The 21,228-nt window shown below is 35.6% G+C and carries 13 protein-coding genes; 10 read left to right on the top strand and 3 right to left on the bottom strand.

Going from position 1 to position 21,228, the window contains the following annotated elements:
* The first annotated feature begins 77 nt into the window (after nucleotides 1-77).
* The 7 genes from pglZ to ACXACN_RS06430 all read left to right on the top strand — a co-directional run bounded on the left by pglZ (nucleotide 78) and on the right by ACXACN_RS06430 (nucleotide 11,129).
* Nucleotides 78-2,630 (top strand): BREX-1 system phosphatase PglZ type A, encoded by a 2,553-nt coding sequence (pglZ, locus tag ACXACN_RS06460; protein ID WP_474963197.1) that lies wholly within the window; start codon nucleotides 78-80, stop codon nucleotides 2,628-2,630.
* A gap of 17 nt (nucleotides 2,631-2,647) precedes the next feature.
* The gene (gene brxL, locus ACXACN_RS06455; protein ID WP_474963196.1) at nucleotides 2,648-4,702 is read left to right on the top strand and encodes a protease Lon-related BREX system protein BrxL; all 2,055 of its coding nucleotides are present in this window, start codon (nucleotides 2,648-2,650) and stop codon (nucleotides 4,700-4,702) included.
* A 106-nt stretch (nucleotides 4,703-4,808) separates the two neighbouring features.
* The gene (locus ACXACN_RS06450) at nucleotides 4,809-5,453 is read left to right on the top strand and encodes a hypothetical protein (RefSeq protein WP_474963194.1); all 645 of its coding nucleotides are present in this window, start codon (nucleotides 4,809-4,811) and stop codon (nucleotides 5,451-5,453) included.
* 403 nt (nucleotides 5,454-5,856) lie between these two features.
* Entirely contained in the window at nucleotides 5,857-6,654 is a 798-nt protein-coding gene (locus ACXACN_RS06445; RefSeq protein ID WP_474963193.1) for a hypothetical protein, read from the top strand.
* 240 nt (nucleotides 6,655-6,894) lie between these two features.
* Complete coding sequence (locus tag ACXACN_RS06440) at nucleotides 6,895-8,826, top strand: AAA family ATPase (RefSeq protein ID WP_474963192.1); 1,932 nt, start codon at nucleotides 6,895-6,897, stop codon at nucleotides 8,824-8,826.
* A complete protein-coding gene (locus tag ACXACN_RS06435) occupies nucleotides 8,819-9,973 on the top strand; it encodes a hypothetical protein (RefSeq protein ID WP_474963190.1) in 1,155 nt (384 codons plus the stop codon). Before ACXACN_RS06440 ends, ACXACN_RS06435 begins: the two co-directional genes overlap by 8 nt.
* Before the next feature lie 130 nt (nucleotides 9,974-10,103).
* The gene (locus ACXACN_RS06430; protein ID WP_474963189.1) at nucleotides 10,104-11,129 is read left to right on the top strand and encodes a restriction endonuclease; all 1,026 of its coding nucleotides are present in this window, start codon (nucleotides 10,104-10,106) and stop codon (nucleotides 11,127-11,129) included.
* Between the two features lie 788 nt (nucleotides 11,130-11,917).
* Here ACXACN_RS06430 and ACXACN_RS06425 read toward each other — a convergent pair.
* A complete protein-coding gene (locus tag ACXACN_RS06425; RefSeq protein ID WP_474966815.1) occupies nucleotides 11,918-12,019 on the bottom strand; it encodes a helix-turn-helix domain-containing protein in 102 nt (33 codons plus the stop codon).
* Nucleotides 12,020-12,169: 150 nt separating this feature from the next.
* Here ACXACN_RS06425 and istA point away from each other — a divergent pair, with 150 nt between their 5' ends.
* On the top strand, nucleotides 12,170-13,723 hold the full coding sequence (istA, locus tag ACXACN_RS06420; protein WP_474963187.1) for an IS21 family transposase: 1,554 nt from the start codon (nucleotides 12,170-12,172) through the stop codon (nucleotides 13,721-13,723).
* A gap of 1 nt (nucleotide 13,724) precedes the next feature.
* Nucleotides 13,725-14,492: an IS21-like element helper ATPase IstB gene (gene istB, locus ACXACN_RS06415; RefSeq protein WP_474963185.1), complete on the top strand. Its 768-nt coding sequence runs from the start codon at nucleotides 13,725-13,727 to the stop codon at nucleotides 14,490-14,492.
* 784 nt (nucleotides 14,493-15,276) lie between these two features.
* On the opposite strand, the gene ACXACN_RS06410 is transcribed toward istB, so the two are convergent.
* Together ACXACN_RS06410 and ACXACN_RS06405 are read right to left on the bottom strand one after the other, a co-directional pair.
* Nucleotides 15,277-17,772, bottom strand: coding sequence for a DUF2357 domain-containing protein (locus ACXACN_RS06410; RefSeq protein ID WP_474963184.1), 2,496 nt, complete (start codon nucleotides 17,770-17,772; stop codon nucleotides 15,277-15,279).
* Nucleotides 17,773-17,785: 13 nt separating this feature from the next.
* On the bottom strand, nucleotides 17,786-20,176 hold the full coding sequence (locus ACXACN_RS06405) for an McrB family protein (protein WP_474963183.1): 2,391 nt from the start codon (nucleotides 20,174-20,176) through the stop codon (nucleotides 17,786-17,788).
* Nucleotides 20,177-20,591: 415 nt separating this feature from the next.
* Between ACXACN_RS06405 and ACXACN_RS06400 the strand changes: the two genes are divergently transcribed.
* Complete coding sequence (locus tag ACXACN_RS06400; protein ID WP_474963181.1) at nucleotides 20,592-21,224, top strand: GIY-YIG nuclease family protein; 633 nt, start codon at nucleotides 20,592-20,594, stop codon at nucleotides 21,222-21,224.
* Nucleotides 21,225-21,228: the final 4 nt, after the last annotated feature.

The raw sequence follows: 21,228 nt of genomic DNA, 5'->3' as shown, positions 1-21,228 counted from the left end.
AAGAGCAGTAAGAAGGATATGCCATATTAACTTGGTATATCCTTGTACATAGCAAGACTATATAAGGTGGCATATCTATGGAAATAAATGAAATAATCCAAACACTTCATAAAACCTATTCAAAACCTCTTGGGGATCATCAATCCAGAAGAATAGTCTTTTGGATGGATAAAGATAAGGAATTTGCTGATGTGATAGATGACATAGAAATTTCTAATGTGAAAGTTCACAAATTAACTGATAATAACAGCTTTCAGACTAAATATTTGTTGGAAGAAGAAGACAAATTATCCCACTACTTGATTTATACGACAGATGACCTTTCTTCAGAAGATAATTGGTTAATCGATATGCACCTCTATTCACAGAGTTTCTATGCAGACAAAGTCTCCATTATCATGAAGGAAATTGGTATTGACACTTCTTTGAGAGCCTTAGTGAAAAAGTATAGAAAGTTCTTTAATAGCAGTAAAAGAGTAAATAAATTTAAAGCATTGGGTATCTCAAAATATACAGAAGAAACATTCGAAGTTACTCTTATGAGTGTACTATGCAATGTGAAATCTCCAACTTTTGAAGAAGTAATGAAAGCTGTATTGATGGATACATTGGAAGATGATGAGAATAGATTCATTATTGAAATGGAAAAATTCTTTGATGTAAATACCTTTTGGAAGTATGCCAAAAAGCATTATGGATTTGAACAACCCCATCCATCACTGAAAAAGCTGATGACACATCTTTCTGTAACAGCTATTAGTCAAACAGTTAATGAGGAATATTTGTTAAATGTGAAAGATTACATTGCTTCTAACAATAAAACAAACTCTCTTATATTTATTGATCGATGGATGCACCATGCAGAAGATTCAAAAATATATGATCAATATGTTCGGGAAATTGAAAGAGACATTAATATTGAATACATTGTCCAACCAATGAAAATTGATGAGTGTAAGAAGACAGACATCTTTCCTTACCTGGATCAAGCAATCATCCAATATATTTTCAAGGGGATTAAAGCTCAACTTGAAGATTATGAAGAATATAAAAGTCTTATTCGTGTACGTCGCGCCAAACATTTCTATCCAGAAAATAAGGCAATTTATGAGGCGTTGTTCAACACAGTCGAAATGTATGAGTTCAAAAAGCAATATCCAATGGGTATTCCAAAACAGTCGATGAAGGATATGCACAATTCTTATCTTGAGGATTATTTCCAAATGGATACCTATTATCGGAAATTCTACAATGCATTTGATGAAGCAGAAACAAGCGAATCCATGGAAGAACTACAGAGAATGGTCGAATATGTATATACGAATTGGTATATGAGTGGATTGAACAATAACTGGACAAGTTCCATTATGGAAGAGATAGAAGATGAGTGGGCAATAGATGGCATAATGAAACAGCAGAATTTCTATCAGCAATACGTGGCTCCTAAAGTGAAGAATGGAGACAGGGTCTTCGTTATCATATCTGATGCACTTCGATATGATATTGGGGTTGAAGTTGCAAAGTATCTAAATGCAGAAACCAGGGGTAGTAGTCAAATAGAATCCATGTTAAGCGTTCTTCCTTCTGTGACAAAATTAGGGATGGCATCTCTTTTACCACATCGTACTTTAGAGTTTGATTCAAACCAAAATGTAATGGTTGATGGCAAAGCATCACAAGGAACCACAGAACGTAAAAAGATCTTACAGGATACAGTTGAAGAAAGCACTGCTCTCAGTTTTAATGAATTAAATGCCATGAGCAAGAATGATAGGAGACAACAATTTAAAGGGAAGAAAGTAAATTACATTTATCATAACGCTATTGATGCTACAGGAGATCATGCATCAACCGAAAGAAGCACCTTTAATGCTGTAAAAAAAGCAATTGAGGAAATATACAAGATTGTAAAAATTATTCGTGATGAACTGAGCGGTACGAACATTTATATTACTGCCGATCATGGTTTCATCTATCAAAGAAATCCTCTCGAAGAAAGCGATAAAATTGAGAAGGTTAATTTTACTATTAATGAAATGAAACGTCGCTATATATTATCTGATGATAAAGAGAATGTTGATGGATTGTTACGAATCCCTCTTAAAGGAATCATAGCGAATGAACAAGAATGCTATGTTCCGAAGTCGACAATCCGTTTCAAGATGAAAGGACAAGGGGTTAATTTTGTTCATGGAGGAGCCAGTTTGCAAGAAGTAGTTGTTCCTCTCATCACGTTTAAAAATGCAAGAAAAGGTCAAGCTCGTAGTAGAGAAACGCAACAAGTGGACATCAAACTAACGAACACTGCACGAAAGCTTACAAATAGCATCTTTCAGCTTAATTTTTTCCAGACAGAAAAAGTGGTAGGGAAGATGACTCCAAGAACTGCTAATATTTTCATGGTCGATGAACAAGAGCAAAAAATATCTAATGAAGAAGTTGTCATTGCAGATAAAATGACAGATAAACCAGAAGAACGTATGTTTAAATTGCAATTTGTCCTTAAAACGAAGGATTATGATAAAAACAAGACATATTATTTAATTGTGAAAGACATGAATACAGGAGTAGTTTTAGAACGCATTCCATTTACTATTAGCTTAGGCATCAGCAATGAATTCGACTTTTAAGGGAGTGGAGTGAAGCAATGGAGAATCAGGGGTTGTCAGATGCAATATCGTTAGATAGAAAACTGAATGACGTTTTTGGAGGAAGAGTGGTCAGGAAGGATTTAACTAAGCTGATTAAAGAGGGAGCCAATGTTCCTGTTCATGTGTTGGAATATCTTCTTGGCATGTATGCGGCTACTGATGATGAAGAAAGTATTGATGAAGGAGTTAAGCGTGTTAAGAAGATCCTATCTGAAAACTTTGTTCGACCTGATGAAGCTGAAAAGATAAAGTCTAGAATACGTGAAGTAGGACAGTACTCAATTATTGATAAGATAACAGTGAAGTTGAATTCTAAAAAAGACTATTATGAGGCTGAATTTTCAAATCTTGGTTTAAAAGGTGTACCGATTTCTTCCAACTATATCAAAGAGTTCGATAAGCTCCTAGCAGGCGGAATTTGGTGTATGTTAAAGATGGACTATTTTTACGATGAAGAACAACGTGATATGAACCCATTCAGCATCAGTAACTTGAAGCCCATTCAGATGCCTAACATGGATGTAAATGAAATATTTGAAGGGCGTAAACACTTTACTAAAGAAGAATGGATAGATGTATTAATTCGTTCAACTGGTATGGAGCCGACCCAAATAGATGACCGAGTTAAGTGGCATTTGTTGCTTCGACTCGTACCATTGGTTGAAAACAACTATAACATGTGTGAATTAGGCCCAAGGGGAACAGGTAAGTCCCATGTTTATAAAGAAATTTCTCCTAACTCTGTCCTGGTTTCAGGCGGGCAAACTACAGTCGCTAATCTATTTTATAACATGTCTTCTCGACAGGTCGGTTTAGTGGGGATGTGGGATACTGTAGCATTTGACGAAGTGGCAGGTATTAAGTTTAAAGATAAAGATGGTATTCAGATCATGAAGGACTTTATGGCCTCTGGATCTTTCTCCAGAGGAAAAGAAGAAAAGACAGCCTCTGCATCCATGGTTTTTGTAGGTAATATCAATCAAAGTGTAGATTCTTTAATCAAAACGTCCCACCTCTTTGCTCCTTTCCCTGAAGAAATGGCGAATGACTCTGCTTTCTTTGATCGTATGCATTACTATCTTCCAGGATGGGAGATCCCTAAGATGAGACCTGACTTTTTTACTGACAAATATGGGTTCATTGTAGACTACATGGCAGAATATTTCAGGGAAATGCGAAAGAGATCTTTTGGTGATTCAATCGATCGATTCTTTAAGTTAGGAAATAATCTAAATCAACGTGATGTAATTGGGGTAAGAAAAACGGTATCAGGCTTAGTTAAACTATTATATCCAAATGATGAGTACACGAAAGAAGATATTGAAGAGATTTTACAATATGCTCTTGAAGGTCGCCGTAGAGTTAAAGAACAGCTTAAAAAGATTGGTGGCATGGAATTTTATGATGTGATGTTCTCTTATATACAAAAGGACACCTTGGAAGAAGAATATGTATCTGTGCCAGAACAAGGTGGAGGTAAGTTAATCCCTGAAGGTCTTGGAAAACCAGGGCATGTTTATACGGTTGGTTATGGCGAATCTGACATGATTGGTGTATTTAAGCTTGAAAACCAAGTCGTATCAGGATCGGGCAAGTTTGAAAAGTCTGGTGTTGGATCGAATAGAGATGTAAAAGAGAGCCTAGATACAGCTTTTCGTTACTTCACTTCAAATAGTAAAAGTATAAGTGGCACGATTAGTATAAAAACCAAAGATTATTTAATGCATGCCACTGATTTGCAAGGAATAGGTTTGACTAATCAATTAGCCATTGCGGAACTAATCGGACTATCTTCAGGAGCAATGGAGAAGCCTGTACAGGAGAGTTTAGTTGTATTAGGAAACATGACTGTCGGTGGAACAATTAGTAAAGTAGAGAATCTTGCCAACGTCCTTCAAGTATGTGTGGACTCTGGTGCAAAACGTGTCTTAATTCCTGCTGCTTCTGTTGCTGACTTGCAAACTGTTCCTTCTGATTTACTGATAAAAGTAACGCCTATGTTTTATTCAGATCCTATTGATGCTGTTTTTAAAGCTTTAGGTGTGGGATGACCAATAATTTTTATGAAGGTTAAGCTTATTAAATCAATAAAAAATAAACTTTTTAACTCTAGAACATAATTATAGATCAAACTTGATTATAAGAAAGAGGTACCATATGGATAGTAAATGGGGATGGGGAACAGTAATCATTTCTATTATGGCAATTTCTTTTGCAATTCTTCTTTTTGTTTTTCCTTGGAAATTCGGTGAGTTTAACAAGAATTTGCAAGAAGTAAATTATATCATCTCTTACACTAGTTTAATTTTTTCTGCAGGAGCTTTACTTGTTGCGAGTTTAGCTTTTAAAGCTTCTGTCACCGGTCCAAAATTAAAGTTGGAGATAGTTCCTTATGATTCTGAAAAAATGGGGCCAACCTTGAGACTAGACGCAGATGGTAAAATCGATCTGTCTCGCCCTTATAATGAATGGAACTTAAATTTGGTCAATATTGGAAAAGTTTCAGCGATTAACCCTTTAGTGAAGATAGAGTTTTTAAATATTTTTTTTGGAGAGAACGATTTAGAAGGGTGGATGCCAATAGATCATGCTCATGCAATGGGGTGGTATGCATTTCAGTGGATTCCAGGTCAAAGTCATAGTTCAATGATACATGTGGGATTTAAAACGAAGTTACCTACCTTTTTCTTTAACGGTCAATACGTAGGAAACCCAAAAGATCCAAAACTAAAAATTACGATTGCTGCAGACAAAATGAAAACCACATCATATACATTACCAATTAAAATAGTTTCTTTTTAATAAGGGATTTTAGAAACTAACTAGTTTGGGTTCAATTAAATGACTGGATTTTGACTGGATGATGTATATAAATAATGAGATAGTATTTATCATAAAAACTCTGCGAGCGACTTAAAAGTCAGAGCATTAAAGGTTTTTAAATCTTATTTGCTGAAATTTAAGGTATTAAGAGTATGGGCGGCATGATGTAAGCTGTCTTCAAACCCTTTGCTAGATAAGGATTAGAATCCCGATAAACGAAAATTGACTGGATTTTTAGGATTTACCTAAAATTTTAAGAACCTCTCATGAGTAATATGGACTCTTGAGGTTCTTTTTTAGAATTTGGAGAATACATCATGTAGACATCTAAATAAAATGAAGTTATTTTAAAATTTAATTTAATAGAATGAGGAGGATGGAGTTGGATCAAGAAAAAACACGGACATATTTAATTGGAAAACAAGAGTTTGTGGAACTTTCACAGTATAACAACGAATATAATATTTATAACAATAATATGAACAAATCTAAAGGTATATGGCGGTACATGGATTTTTCTAAGTTTGTAAATTTATTAGATAGCAGCTCTATTTTTTTTAGTAAGCCCACATCTTTTAAAGATCCTTATGAGGGAGCTTACTCAGAAGTTGATTTTAAGCGCATAATTGGTGAACCAGTTTCATACATACCAGATATTAAGTATGATTATGATGTTAGAAGGCAAGGTTTAATAGAAAAGTCAAAATTGCTATTAGATCAAGTAGGTGTATCCTGCTGGCATATAAATGATAATGAGTCAGCTGCAATGTGGGACTTATACTTACGGGCTGGTGATGGTATTGCTATAAAAAGCAATGTGAATAATATGATCAGTAGTATGGAAAGTGATGATATTTTTTATGGCCAGGTTCAATATATTGATTATGATAATGAAATGGCAAGTAACAATACTTATGAAAGTTTATTTTATAAAAGGCGTTCTTTTAGCCATGAAAATGAATTTAGATTATTATGTTTTGAGTCAGTGGATGACCCTTATTTCGAAAAATATGGGACAGCACTGAAATGTAATATAGATACATTAATCGATGAAGTTTATGTGTCACCTCTTGCTCCAAAGTGGTTTGCTGATACAGTTCAATCCATTACTCATAAGTACGATTTAAATAAGCCAGTTATCCAGTCATCATTATATAATGCACCTAGAACGTTTTTTTAATAACTGAATGAATAATGGTAGTGTCTAAAAATAACGAGCTACATAAGTTGTCTTCTTTTTTATATAGTTAGTAGGCGCTCGAATATATATTTTATTTCATCTTGTATATTCGGGCTATACACACCTTCTGATTTATTTTCAATAGAATACTATGTTCAAAAATAGGGGACGTTTTGGCGTTTTTAAAATAAGATAAAGTTGTTTTGATAGTTTAGTGTTTTTCGGAAGGGGTCTAAAGAAATGTTTCCTCAACTTTTGTATGTTTATATTAAAGACTTAAGAAAGTGTTTTACTCAACAGGAGTTTCATTTTACCAATGACTTTATTGTGAATTTTAACGGTAGTAAATTAATTATATCTAAGAAGTACAACCCTTTTGATGATTTATGGGGGGAGAAAATAAGTAATATTAACTTAATAGTGGGTAAGAATGGTTCTGGGAAAACCACCTTATTAGATCTTTTAGGATCTACAAAGGGTAGAAGATCAAATTTGATTACAAAGCCACCACAAAGTGAAAGAAATGGAAGGCACTTTGAAGAGTGGTTTGCTTTGTACCACATAGTTGATGATGTGTTTGTGATAGAAGGTAATAATTCAAATCTAATTCAAAATTTAGGTAATGTTCCAGCTGGCACAAGTGATGAATACAGTATCTGTATTAAATATAATTTTTTTGAACAAGCAGCCACTTACTTTGATTATATACAAGGTAAGGAATATTCGAGAGAGAATAACACTTATACATTAGATAGTAGTATGATCTCTCTTTACATGTCTAACAATAGAGAGAGAGACTGGTTTTTAGGTGATCAGATAATTGAAGAACAAGATTATTATGTGGGTTTTAAACGTCTCTATTTAAATAGGCCACAATATTCAAATATATATTCTTTTATGAGTGAAGAACATAAAGCGCTTGAGGAAAATTTCTCAGCAAAAAATGCCTTGTGTGAGATAGAAAGAGAGGAAGTTTTTAAAGAGGAACTAAATTCAGAGTCATTAGGGTTATTTTTATATCAAGGTAATGGCGATATATTACTTTTTAATAATGATTTTGACTTAGGTTTTTTAAGAGATGAAGAAGAAAAAACTGATCAGTGGACTGTTAAGGAAAAGTTTATTATTAAGTTTCTTGAGCACATGGTAATTGGATATTGGGACAAAAGGGGTGAAAAAGAGTTATCTGATGATGAAAAAGAAGATTGTATTAATGCCATCAATAATATAAATTTTAAGAAAGATAATTTTATAAACAGAGTTAAATACTTGCTACAAGTATTACATGAAGTATTTTTAGCTTTGAATAAAAAAACATTATTGTACTTTAATTTTGAAATAATTGAGAAATTTATTAGAGGTTTAATAGGAGTCCAGGATATCTATTTCATTTCTGATAGAGTATTGCGTGTTAGGTTAAGTGAAGAATTTAATGACAGCATTTATCATTTACTTTCTCTTTGCGATGAGTTAAACGTGAATCAAATATATTACCCCTTCGAAGTTAAGTTTAAAAATATGAGCTCCGGAGAATTAGAATTTATTAATGTGTTTTCAAATATGTACACTGCAGTTCAAGCAGCAATATCAAATAAAAATATAGGTAGTATATTACTACTCTTAGATGAACCCGATGCTTCATTTCATCCAGAATGGTCTAGAAGATTTATTAACAATTTATTTATTTTTTTAAACAATGTTAATTATCGCAAGGAAATAAAATTTCAAGTACTAATAACCACTCATTCACCTTTTATAGTTTCAGATGTTCCAAAAGAACATATCACCTGTATTGACATTATCGAAGACAGAGGTGAGGGTACTAAAAGAGTCGCAAAACAAGCCAATTTTGGATTAATGAGTAACTTTTATGACATAATTCAAAATGATTTCTTTATTACTTCTCCTATGGGAGAACATGCAATGAGTATCTTCAAAGACGTCGTTGAGAGGATTAATTCATTAGAGATGAACGAGGTTGAAGAAATTAAAAAGGTGAAAGCTATTATTTCGTCTATAGGCGATGAGGTGATTCGTATGAAACTAGAAGAACTATTTAATGATAAAAAAATAGATTTTTTACCGGAAAAAGAAAAGCTCAAAAGAATTAACGAAATTGAAAAAGAGCTCAGGGAATTAAAAGAAACATTGGGAGAAGAACAGAATGATTAAATTGAACCCTAAGCTTTTGCTTCGTATAAAAGATAAGTATTATAAACAAATGGTTAAGAAAATAGAAAATCGATACAACCATGAAAATAGTTCAAAGCCAATAATAGGAAATCCCTTTACCTGTAAACCTTATACCTCTTTATTTGAAGATGGGCTAACGGAAAGCTTGAACTTTCCGTTAGTTGAAGATTTGTTGACGAAACCATTTGATTACATTCGCGACAGATATGCTGATTTAAATAATTATTTTTTAACTTGTGAGTTAGTTCACTATAGTTCATTTCAAATAGACAAACAGTTAGAAAGATATAACATCAATATCACAAAAAAAGAACGACATGAATTTCGTGAAAAGTATGTATCATTATATATGAATGACTGGATTAATGAAGTGATTCTGTCTCATCCTTATTATTATAAGAATAACGAAAATTTTTCAGCCTTTATTTCTGATGTAGAAAGAAGATTGTATAAATTAAATAGTGCAATCAGTAGTATAGTAGACTATAGTATTTTGGATGCTGAACTGAGACATGAACTGTTAACAGGAATAGCTATTGAAGTTTGTCCATATTGTAATAGGCAATACATAACTAAATATCAAAAAGATTCAAAAGAGAGGTCTACTGCTGATCTGGATCACTTTTTACCTAAATCTGTTTTCCAATTATTATCATTATCATTATTTAATTTTGTTCCTTCATGTCAAATATGTAACTCAAGATTTAAAATGGCTAAAAGCGTTGAGATCTTATATCCCTATCATAAAGGATTTGATAATGAAGCTAAGTTTGAAGTCAAATTAAATCCTGAAAGTACTATAGATTCAATAATAGGAAACAATTTAAAGTTTGATTTAAATATAAACGTAAGTACTACAGATGACTGGGAAAAAATCGAAAACAGTATTAATCTTTTTCATCTTAGAGAAATTTATAAAAACCATAAAGATTACGTACGAGAGCTTTTATATAAAAAACATGCATATGCAAATACTTATAAGAGTCAACTTACTCAACTATTCTATGACTTAGATCTTGGTCCCACGGAAATCAATTTATTTTTATATGGAAGTAATTTAAAACCATCCTATTTTGGGAGAAGGCCATTATCAAAACTTGCATACGATATTATTTATCATAATTAGAATTAAGAAGGTTAAATAAAAACGCATTATTAAATGATTAGGGGGGACGCTTTTTAACCCCGCTTTGGACGAACGATGTATATTAAGCTGTGATAAAATGGGGGAAAACTATAAAAAAGGGGAGAAACAGATGAGTGTTTGGTTGTTTCGTGCTGGAAGGCAGGGGGAGTACGAGAATAAATTTTTGCAGGATAAGCGGGTGTATTTGACTTGGGATGATCTCAATACAGATTTATCCACGATCAACAAAAAGGAAGAGCTTTATAAGACACTCATTAAACTATATGATCTTGAAAAGGAAAAGACTGCGGTAAACTGGGCCTCACAGATCTGGCCGATTGCTCACAGGATGAAAATTGGAGACTGGGTCGTTCTTCCGTCGAAAATGAACAGAACGATACATATTGGAGAGATTATTAGTGAGTATCAATACGAAGAATCAAACGGGAGCCCTTATTACCATTATCGTGATGTAAAATGGTTCGCGACGGATATTCCACGGGATCGTTTTGACCAGGACTTGCTTTATTCATTGGGCGCTTTTATGACAGTTTGTAAGATTAGACGAAACGATGCGGAGAAAAGAATACGTGAGATGTATCGAAATAATTGGCATGCCAAAAAAGACAAAACGATCGAAGATCTGGTTTACGAAAATGAGGAACAGGTTACGTTTGATTTAGATGAGTACATATATGATCAAATCTCCAAGCGCATCATTCAGCGATTTAAAGGACACAACATGGAGACTTTAATCGAAGAATTGCTTAAGGCTAAGGGGTTTACCACTTATCGAAGCCCTGAAGGGGCAGACCACGGCGTTGATATCCTAGCTGCCTCTGATACGCTCGGATTCGGCCATCCAAGAATTTGTGTGCAGGTGAAATCGTCTGATACACCTCTTGACCGACCTACATTAGACCAGTTAATTGGTACGATGAGTAACTTCAGTGCTGATTTTGGTTTACTGGTTTCATGGAGTGGTTTTAAAAACTCTGTGATGAGAGAAGTTCCAAAGCAGTTTTTTAAAGTGCGTTTATGGGATTCGAAAATGGTAATCAAAGAAATCTTCAAAAATTATGAGAATTTAAGTGACGAAATTAAAAAGGAGATTCCAATCAAGAGAGTCTGGATGTTGGATGAGGGTGATGGCTAAAGAATTTAGGCATTGAAATATCAGCCTTTAATTGGGGTGACATACTTTTTGACATACTCCTACTCATTTGTGAATATATTCTTCTAGATATCCTAGTGGGCTAAGGCCTATAAAAAATAATCAAATTCCGATATTTTGGTGACTATTATCCAATATTTATATACATGAATACATGGGCGGCATTACGTGATAGCGCCCTCCCTCTTGATATATGATTAGGTTATATTACAAAAAGTTATTGATTACAGCTACTGGATCTTACCACCCTTGCCATCTACGCCACGGATTCTAATCATATTGATTTCCCAATCTTAATCATCATTTCTACACTCCAAGTCTTTATCTAGTATAGAAATGATTATCAGTTATTATTGGGGAATTTGAAAACGTTGATATTAGGGTTTTTAGCACCGTTGTTCACAGATAACAAAAGGTTTCGGACTTTATATACAAAGCGAGAGAGAAGGATTTCATTCCTTCTCTTTTTTGAGTGTGGAATACCACAGATGGTGGAGGGAATGCTCAGCTTCAGATGGAATAGTCTTCTTTTATGAAACTTAAGACTTCGTTTACTGCATAAGATTTGCAGGGAGACTCTGCTTTGTAGTTGATGGAATTGAAGTTGCACGTCGCTATATAAAGATCGGCTTTCATTATTTCAATAGTGACCTTATGTCCGCTCAGCGGAAAATATATGATTTCAATTTTACCGAGTAAGATACCTGTCCCCCCTTTGTAAGATTGTTTTGTTGGAGTAGAGTTATCCCGCGCCGGATTCTGCTTTGTCATCAGTCTCTGAAAAATGAATCCGTATTGACATCCAGCGCATCTGCGAGTGTTTCAATGGTGATTAACGAGGGGTTCTTTTGTCCCCGTTCAATTCTACTAATATACGTTCTGTCGAAGCTGGCTTGGAAATGTAACTGCTAGACTAAATTCAACAGTTTCCGCTTGATAGAATAGAACACTTTTTCATCAATTAAACAATCTAATCAGTTAAACTTATCGAGTACATAAGTTTCTGATTGGAGGTTCAAGGAGTGGAAAGGTTGGAAAAGCATGTTTACGTTCATCAGTTAAAAAGAGAAGGGTTCAGCATAGCGGCGATTGCCAGGAAATGCGACCTTTCGAGAAACACAGTTTATACGTACCTAGAGATGGATTTTCAAGAAGCAAACGTATGGGTTGGTGGATTAAGTACAAGGAAACGGAAGCTTGATACTTATCAATCTCAAATTTTGAATTGGCTTCAGGAACATCCAGATCTATCAGCCTCTCAAATATCAGATTGGCTGGCGGAACGCTGTTCCTTCACAGATGTTGGAGAAAGTACGGTTCGTACTTATGTAAGAGAACTTCGGGAGAAGTACCATATTCCCAAAGTGCTTCATACCAGAACTTACGAAGCTCTAAAAGAATTACCCATGGGCAAACAAATGCAAGTTGACTTTGGAGAATTGAAAGTGAAGAACTCTGAAGGAAAATTCATTAAGCTGTATGCTATCGCATTTGTTCTCTCCCACTCCCGGTTCAAATATATAGAATGGCAGATTCATCCTTTTACTACTAGAGATGTATTAAGGTGTCATGAAAAGGCTTTTGAATATTATGGTGGAATCACTGAAGAAATTGTCTATGACCAGGATAAGTTAATTGCGGTAAGTGAAAATGGAGGGGACGTTATATTCACGGAGGAGTTCCAAGCTTATAAAGCAAACCGTAACTTCCGCGTGTACCTATGTAAGAAAGCAGATCCTGAATCCAAAGGGAAGATCGAAAGCGTTGTGAAATTTACGAAACGAAACTTTGGAAAGAACAGGGTCTTTCACAACATTGAAACATGGAATGAACAATGCCTTGCCTGGTTAAAACGAAAAGGAAATTACCAGGTACATAACAATACAAAAAAGAGACCTGTCGAAGTGTTCGCCCTGGAAAAGCCACACTTACGAAAAGTCTCCTTACCGCTCTCTTTCGAGAGCAACCTTGATACAAGTATAGCAAGAATGGTTCATAAGGACAATGTCATTAAGTATAAGTCAAACCGATACTCCGTTCCGTTAGGAACCTACCAATCAGGAGAAAGCAACATCGTCTATGTCCAAGAAGAGAATGGAAAGCTGGTCATTAAGAAAACAAAAAATGGAACTCCTCTAGCTATTCATGCGATTAATCCTGGAAGAGGAAAGCTTATTAAGAAAACAGATCATTCAAGAGATCGTTCCAAAGGAATCATTGCATATTTGGAGACCATCAAGAAACCCTTTGAAAATGATGATAAGATTGACGCCTTTCTAAGTGAAATCCATCAGCGGTATCCAAGGTACATTAGAGATCAGCTCCAAATTCTACAACGTGCAGTAAAAAGTTATGAACCCTTTATCAATCAGGCTATAAACGTGTGTGTCCAAGAGAATTTATGGAGTGCCAATGACTTTCACGATGTAGCCAAGCACCTTTCAAGAATTGAGCGAAAAACTGATTCCATCTCGGAATATGAAGGTATTCCTTCCCAAGTTCCTACGGAACTAATAAAACAAAAAGCAGCTTTAAGAGAAATGGATGGATACCTTAAAATTCTAGGAGGTGCTTAATATGGGAGGATCAGTCGAACGGCTACAAGATCAATTTCATCAATTAAGAATGTCAGAGACATCTAAGGAGCTCCCTGCTTTCCTCAGGAAAGCAGAAGCTCACTCCTGGACTTACCAAGAGTTGCTTCATGAACTACTCACTTATGAAGAAAAACGTAGAGAAGAAAAGATGATTCAAAAACACTTGAAGTGGGCGAAGTTTCCTTATGAGAAAAGTTTGTCGGAGTTTAAGCATGATGAACAGCCTTCACTTAGCGAGCGTCAGCTTAGACAATTACAAGAACTTTCGTGGTTGGAACAGTTATTTAATTTGATATTTCTTGGGCCTCCCGGTGTAGGTAAAACTCATTTGGCCATTGGATTAGGGTTAGAGGCGATTCAACGAGGACATCGAGTTGCCTTCATATCTATGGGAGAGTTAGTCCCTTTATTAAAGACAGAAGAATACATCCGCAAAGCGCAGCTACGCCTCAAGCGTATAAGAGAATCCGATCTGGTCATTGTTGACGACCTGATGTATATGGCAATGGATCAGCATGAAGCCAATTTGTTTTTTCATTTAATCAATCACTTATATGAACGAAGTTCAATCATATTGACATCTAATAAAGGACCTGAGGAGTGGGGAGAGTTACTAGGTGACCAGGGAATTACTACAGCCATTTTGGATCGGTTATTGCATCGATCTCAGGTAATTCACCTAAATGGAGATAGCCATCGAATAAAACATCGGCAATCTCTATTTGAATCGAAAAGTGTTCAAAATTAATGAGCAAAAAGTGTTCAAAACAACTTGACGGTTACAGGAAAGCCAATTCCTCCTGGGACATTCCTTTTTCTAAACGAATATTCCTTAAACGCTGGCCGAATATCTGTTTGACTTCTTCTTCTCTTTTTTTGTCCATACTGAAATCATCGTATGAACATAATTGTTGCACCACGGACTGACATTCACTATTTTCCATTTTATTACAGATTATCGATGGATATAAGAAAACAATTATGAAAGTGACTGAAATTACTAAAAATGTTAATGCGACGGAGGAGGCAGTCATCGTCAAATGCCATTTCCTGAATGCCGTTGTGCAAGGCTTATAGCCGGCAGTTTATGATAAGAGGAAGGGGAAGCTGCATGGCAGTCATGGAGTCAAACCCACATTGGTGAGATCATTGGATTTTATGGAGCGATCGCTGTAAGAGTGCCTCCATTGACACATCCGGGCCAGAGTACAGCGTCAGACACCATGGATTGCGGGTTGTACGTGCATTCAGGTCCAACATATTTACTTGTTAACTCGGTGTGGTCTTTCCGTGAAAAGAGCGTTTGAAAGGAAGTGCCTGATCCCCACTTCGCTAAATTGTTAACGCGGCAGAGGTCAGGCACCATCATATCCTATATCTTAGTACCAAATTGAATCGTTCAATAATGGCTATTAAATGGGGAGTGGGTTGTTCAATAAGTTATTAGTGCCAGGACCTAGTCTAGTTTTAGTTAGAAAAGAAAAAGAGATACTTCTTCTAGGTCCCGACAAACTTCTGTAGATTATTAAGTCTTAGTTGCTTAACACCTTTTGGATTTTCTTATAAATAGGTACAGGAGTCCGTTTGAAATCTTTTAATGACTCCACAGTTTGGTTACCATGTGAGTCATGAATCACAAGACGGTTATGACTTTCATCCAATTTGATAACGTTATGACCAATACCAAAGGATTTTACCCCTGTAGAATTATCTAAATGCGTATGATCGAGTATGGTCTGTACCTTATTGAAATACCTGCGTAGGAACCGCCACAATTTCAGTTCGGTATTTGATTTCATAAATAACTCTGGTAGATCTTTTGCATGCTGCAACATTGTTAATGTCGTTAAAGTATAGACTTGTATCCCGTATCCAACAGGACGGATGGTCTTCGGTAAAGAGTCCCATTCTTTTACAGTGAATTTCACATAGAGTTCTTGAGACCGACTTGGAACCTCTTTCAGTTCGAAACGTTTTACTATATCTACATTTGTTATTTCCCCGTAATAGGTAATGCCGTTGGGTGACCCACTTTCTGCGGCCTTTTGTGTAATATAGAGAGCAATGTGTTTGGCTTCTTGCCACCCTTTTTTTAATTGCTTTAAGGGGATATGGTAGAAACGATGTTGCAAATGCGCCGTCAACCTCTTGTGGTCGTTAACTACTCCGACCAAAACTTTTTCATCGAGAGAGGACTCCCAGTATTCAAGCGATCCTTTTGGTAAGATGCCTTGGGTTTGTAAGTCTTCCGGACTGCTTTCAATTAAGTGTTCCAGAAACTCTTCAACTAACCGATTTGTATTTGGTAAAAATGGGAGGCCACCAATATTGACTTCATCAATGCTCTTATAAAATGGGTGGGATTCATAATTCTCTTCATCCATCCACGGAAATAGCACATAAGCACCGAAGGCATAGCGTTCGTAGGGGCCGTCATTTTTATAAACCCAGGCGTCACGGTATCGGTGCATCGTATTAATATCCTCTTCCATCGGACTAGGGGTAGACACCTCGTTTTCACTCTGGCCAAAATCGATCCGGTATTTCGCATCAAAAATATACTGGTAAGCATAAGGATGACCTTTCTTTTCTACGGTCAACATAATATCGGGTTTTTGTCGTACTGTAGGAGATGAAGGATGTCTTTCCTGAAAGCTAAGTATAATTTGTTCTTCTGTAAAAGGATGCTTGAACCTTCGTTTGGCGGATTTGCTTTGATCAAGGTCCACAAAAAGTCCGTTTCGTTTAATTTTTATTATGTCTTGGTCGATCGCTTCGTACTTTTTATGCAAGATTTGACCCATCTTTAAATACGTCCAATATTCATACAGGGTCGCAACATCCTTTACGGACATCTTGAAAACCTCACCTTGGAGGGAGAGACCTTGCGATAACACTAAGTAAATCATATAAGCATCACGATATCCTTGCTTCATTTGCATGACTAGTGTGAGTACGGATCGGTCTAGACGACTGATTTGTCGCCAAAAGGGGGACTTTTCAATAACATACAGTTTCCCTTGCATGAAGGTTAATGTATTCAATATAGAACGATCAGCAGAGGGGGAATTGTTCAGATAACGCTCCACCTGATAGCTTAAGGATTTTATTTTCTCCTGCAGTCGGATCATCATGAATTTCACAAAACGATTTTCTAACGTATCGAAAGAAAGAAACTTTTTAGCATTCAATCCACGTTCAGGCATCATTTGTTTTCCATTAATAGCAACTCCACGGCTAATTTCTTTGAATAGATAAGGCCTCTTCCGTAAATATTTTCGAGACTGACTGTCCGTTCGCCTTATTTGATCGCCTCTTACTTTGTGATATTCAGTGATCAATTGATGGTGTGGTTGCCTCTCAATGAGTTGAATAGCGTTTACAAATTGATCGAAATAATGATGAAGCAGTTTGTGAAATTCTGCTTGAGAAGGGGACTTTGAGGAAATCTTTGATGCCCCGATAAACGTCTTTTTCATAAAATGAAAAGCCAAATTATACACTTCTTCGCTTACTTCCTCTAATAGACGCTTATAATCCTCTTTGTAATCAAGTTTTGTTGGAAATAGTTCTATCGTTATATCAGCTAGCTGATCCTTACCATCTAGAATACTAAATTGCGTTAAGCCGACCTCATTCATAAATTGAAGTTGCCCCATTAAAAAGGTAATATCTCCGACTTTTTCATTACTTACAGATCTTCGAACTAAAGGATGTTCATGGTAGAAAGAAAGTTCTTTCCCAGTTTTAGAAACGACCACAAGCTGATACACTTCATTCTCAAAAAAGATAGGTGGAAATTGTCCATCGGATAGGTCTACCATTCTTTCTAGAACAGGATGGAAGACATGAACATCTGTCCCTTCTAACGCATGCACCTTTAATGACATTGCTTGTTCTTCTACATTGACCTTTTGCTTGTAGCTTTTTAAATTTTCAAAGCGACTGTTAAATGGCCTGCCCTTCAAATGCACGGAAAACTCTTCATGTTCAATGACCAGTAGATTCGTATCATTAGCGTGAGACATGTTTACTTACCTCCTAACCTAGCCAAAATGAAGTAAAGCCATGTTGTTCTTGATTCTTATACATAGTGGCTAACTTTTCAGCCGATTTTGGGAAGTGTGCATGTTCGATAGCTTGCTCATAGTGGGCCATATCAAGGGATTGACCCGTACAGTAAGTAAACAATTCCTCGATAATCTCAGCTGTAGAAAAATCACTTCCATTTATTTTAGGCAAGACTTTCTGTAATAATTGTCGGTCAAATGCTTCTTTAGGTGTCATTAATTGTCCTAGTTGGTTGTAAATCATATAGAAGCAAATTTCGTCACGAATACGATATCCGAAATGAGTTTTATTCTTTTTTAAGATAGTGTTGATTTCTATCAGGCGCTTAGTGGTGTGCTCAATGATTGACTGATGATCAGCTAATGCATCCTTTAATGTTAAATACTTTGTTTTAAGGACGTCGTTTGTCACAGGATAATCCTCAACTTCTTGATGATCCTGTAGAGTTGGAAAGAAGCTAAGGTCTACTTCATTAAATTCCATAGTATTCGCACGGTCTAACACTTTTGAGCTAAAAGGGTGTGTCGTCTCATCCATATTGACAGTTCCAATCATATAAACATTATCAGGAATAATTACGCGTTTATTAGAGCCTTCCGGCGTAGGTATCTGAGAGGTTACGATCCGATCTCCTAACCATTTCCGACTTTCCATTACACTTAATAAATCACTGAAGTAATATTCTACTCTGGCTAAATTCATTTCATCTAATAGAACAAAGTAAGGAAGCTCAGGGTTCTTTTCTGCTTCAAGCAGCACCTTAGTTAAAGGACCAGGTTTGAAATCTCCTTTAATATCTTCAAAACCAATCAATTCTGAACCATCACTCCAATCCGGACGCACAGGAATGAGGTGAAACTGTCCATTTTCTTCGGTTGCCCCGATACTATTGGCAAACTTTTCAACGATTTTTGTTTTTCCAGTCCCTGAGATACCTGAAAGGATCACAAACGGTTTAGTTCGTAAGGAGAGGTAAAGACTTTTCACTTCTTCTTCTTTATAGTAAAAGCCTTCATTCTTAATATAATTGTAGATATGATTGACCAATCTTTTCTCTGAGAGATTGGTTGCTTTGCGTGTTGACCCTTCAAGTTTGAAAGTTGCTGGAAAGCTGTCTTGAAACGAACTTAGGAGATATTCAGCAAATTCATTGGATACCGAATAAAAATAACCTTGCTTCACATTTCCGTTCACATCAAAAGGTCCAACTTCCTTTTTTCGTTTATCCTCTGGAATAGAAACCTTTTTTAACTTAGGTGATAGTGGGAAATATTGTACGCGGAGAAGGTTGCCATCTTCTTCCCACAGATCTGTAGCAAACGTAGAAGGCTTCTTACTAGTGACAGCACTCTCCGTGACTTCACAGATGGAATGGATAGCTCCTTGAGAATAAGCGAATACAACATCTCCCGAATTAGCTTTAAGAAGATCCGTATGATGGGTGAGAGGGGTGCCTTGTTTGTTTCTCTTAGGAGCCCATAGGAAACCGCCTTCTACTTCATCTTTTGCTGTTTGACCTTGGTTCACCCACCAGTAATTCCGGTTTTTATTTACCTTTTCAGACATCTCTATCACATTCCCATCTCCATCTATTAACTCCGCGTGCTTTAGCCAGTTGAAAATGTTTCTAATTCCTTTCTCAGCAACAGATTCTTTAATGGTTGTTTGATCTGTTGAACTTACAACAGTTAAGTAAGTTATTTCTTTCAATATTTCTAGCTTTTCCTTGTAGTGATACATGGACATAAACTTTAGTGATTCATAAACCATTTCTATAAATGGACTTTGAAGTATTCTTTTTCTAACTTCTTGTATGGAGTTATCTTTATTCTCTAATTTATAGTCTTTATTTAAGTACCCAAGTAATTGTAAGTTTTGACGAGCATGAGACTTAAGCCGTTTTATGTTGTCATTCTTAAATGTTTGGGTTATAGAATCTGCTGTATATTCGCCATCAATCAACTCTTGAAGCATTGTCATGGTTTGGTCAACAGTACTAAAAGGAATGTCTAGTGTGGTGAATGTTTTAAGCTGAACTTGGTTATTTTTATGTTTTTCTACGAAGGGAACGGAAGACAAAAAAGCGAGTATAAAAGAATGCCTTCTTCCTAAATCCACAAAATCCTGATCAATAACGGTTCTTTTATCTATTAAGATTCCTAACGCTTGTTCCAGCCAGTCGTTACGAATAAGTACGTAAGGGACTTCCTTTTTACCCTCATTAAATTTATTGCGTGAAGATTTGGTTTCTACATGGATACCTTTTTCACTAGATGAGACTATGTAATTGGGTGCATTTGTACTTAAGGTATAAACAACCTCTGATTGCTTAGCAAAATCTAAAATAAATCTATTAAGCATGGAAATCCTCCGGTCAGTGATATTTTCCTTTTATGGTATCACAAATGGAAGTGGCTTCTAATGTTTGTCTTTCTATACACCGATGGAATTAGGCGAAAAGGAGGGATATATATAATTGTGCAGCTAATGTAAAAAACAGGATACCTAGTTAAAGTTGGACTGGTTTATTTTTGTGAAGGTGCCTGATTCCAACTTCGCTAAAGTGTCCGTGTGACGTCATTTCGTCTGCTCGTATTCAAAACCTGAAAAATCTTATATGTTCTTGTGTCTATAATGCTCTTCAGTAAGTACCACAATCATTTGCTCCAAAGTATAGAGCGGGTGTTTTTAGTTCTATTGATGGGGTGAAAGCTCGACTAATTTGATAAATATTGGTAATATCAACCTAATATTACTGTTAGGTGGGGTTATATCATTGAGCGAAGAACTATTAGATAGAGGAATTTATGCAATTATAAACAAACCTAAAAAATTAGTTTACGTTGGCGAAACTCAAAGAAATTTTCTTATTCGATGGATTGAACACTTGAACAATATTAGTAACCATTATGGTAATGCAGATAGAACGAAATTATTTTTACATAAACACACTAAATTCATTGTACTCAAAACAATGAATGATGAAACATACATAAAACATGATTTCTTTAGATACGAACAAGAAGCTTATGAATTTTATAAAAAGAAGGGATGGGGGGTTGCTTCTACGCACAACTATAATATAGAAAGTAATTACAAGGATCATGACTCCGATGATAAGATATTGCTGGAAAGGAACAGGAAGGCTAATAACCAAATAGCATTAGTGTTATCAACAATAAATTCTAAACACACAAACGGCTCAATAATTTTAAAAAGTCTATATAAGCGATTGGAAAAGGAATTTGGAACAAACATAGATAAAATTGAAGGTAAGAGCGTTTTGAGTAGGCTCAACAAAGAGGAGTTGGAATTTATATTAGTGGATCTCTATCCGAGATTTTATATAAAAAAATTAGAATTGGTTCGTACTGAATACAAAAAGAGGGACCGACAATTAAGTTTCTAATTAG

The sequence above is a fragment of the Halobacillus sp. AWM4_238 genome, assembly GCF_056158265.1.
This window is presented reverse-complemented; position numbering and strand designations above follow the sequence as displayed.

Coding starts and splice junctions, on each gene's coding strand:
- ACXACN_RS06450 (WP_474963194.1), top strand. CDS start 4,809: ATGGATAGTAAATGGGGATGGGGAACAGTAATCATTTCTATTATGGCA.
- pglZ (WP_474963197.1), top strand. CDS start 78: ATGGAAATAAATGAAATAATCCAAACACTTCATAAAACCTATTCAAAA.
- istB (WP_474963185.1), top strand. CDS start 13,725: ATGGGAGGATCAGTCGAACGGCTACAAGATCAATTTCATCAATTAAGA.
- brxL (WP_474963196.1), top strand. CDS start 2,648: ATGGAGAATCAGGGGTTGTCAGATGCAATATCGTTAGATAGAAAACTG.
- ACXACN_RS06430 (WP_474963189.1), top strand. CDS start 10,104: ATGAGTGTTTGGTTGTTTCGTGCTGGAAGGCAGGGGGAGTACGAGAAT.
- ACXACN_RS06435 (WP_474963190.1), top strand. CDS start 8,819: ATGATTAAATTGAACCCTAAGCTTTTGCTTCGTATAAAAGATAAGTAT.
- ACXACN_RS06405 (WP_474963183.1), bottom strand. CDS start 20,176: ATGCTTAATAGATTTATTTTAGATTTTGCTAAGCAATCAGAGGTTGTT.
- ACXACN_RS06410 (WP_474963184.1), bottom strand. CDS start 17,772: ATGTCTCACGCTAATGATACGAATCTACTGGTCATTGAACATGAAGAG.
- ACXACN_RS06440 (WP_474963192.1), top strand. CDS start 6,895: ATGTTTCCTCAACTTTTGTATGTTTATATTAAAGACTTAAGAAAGTGT.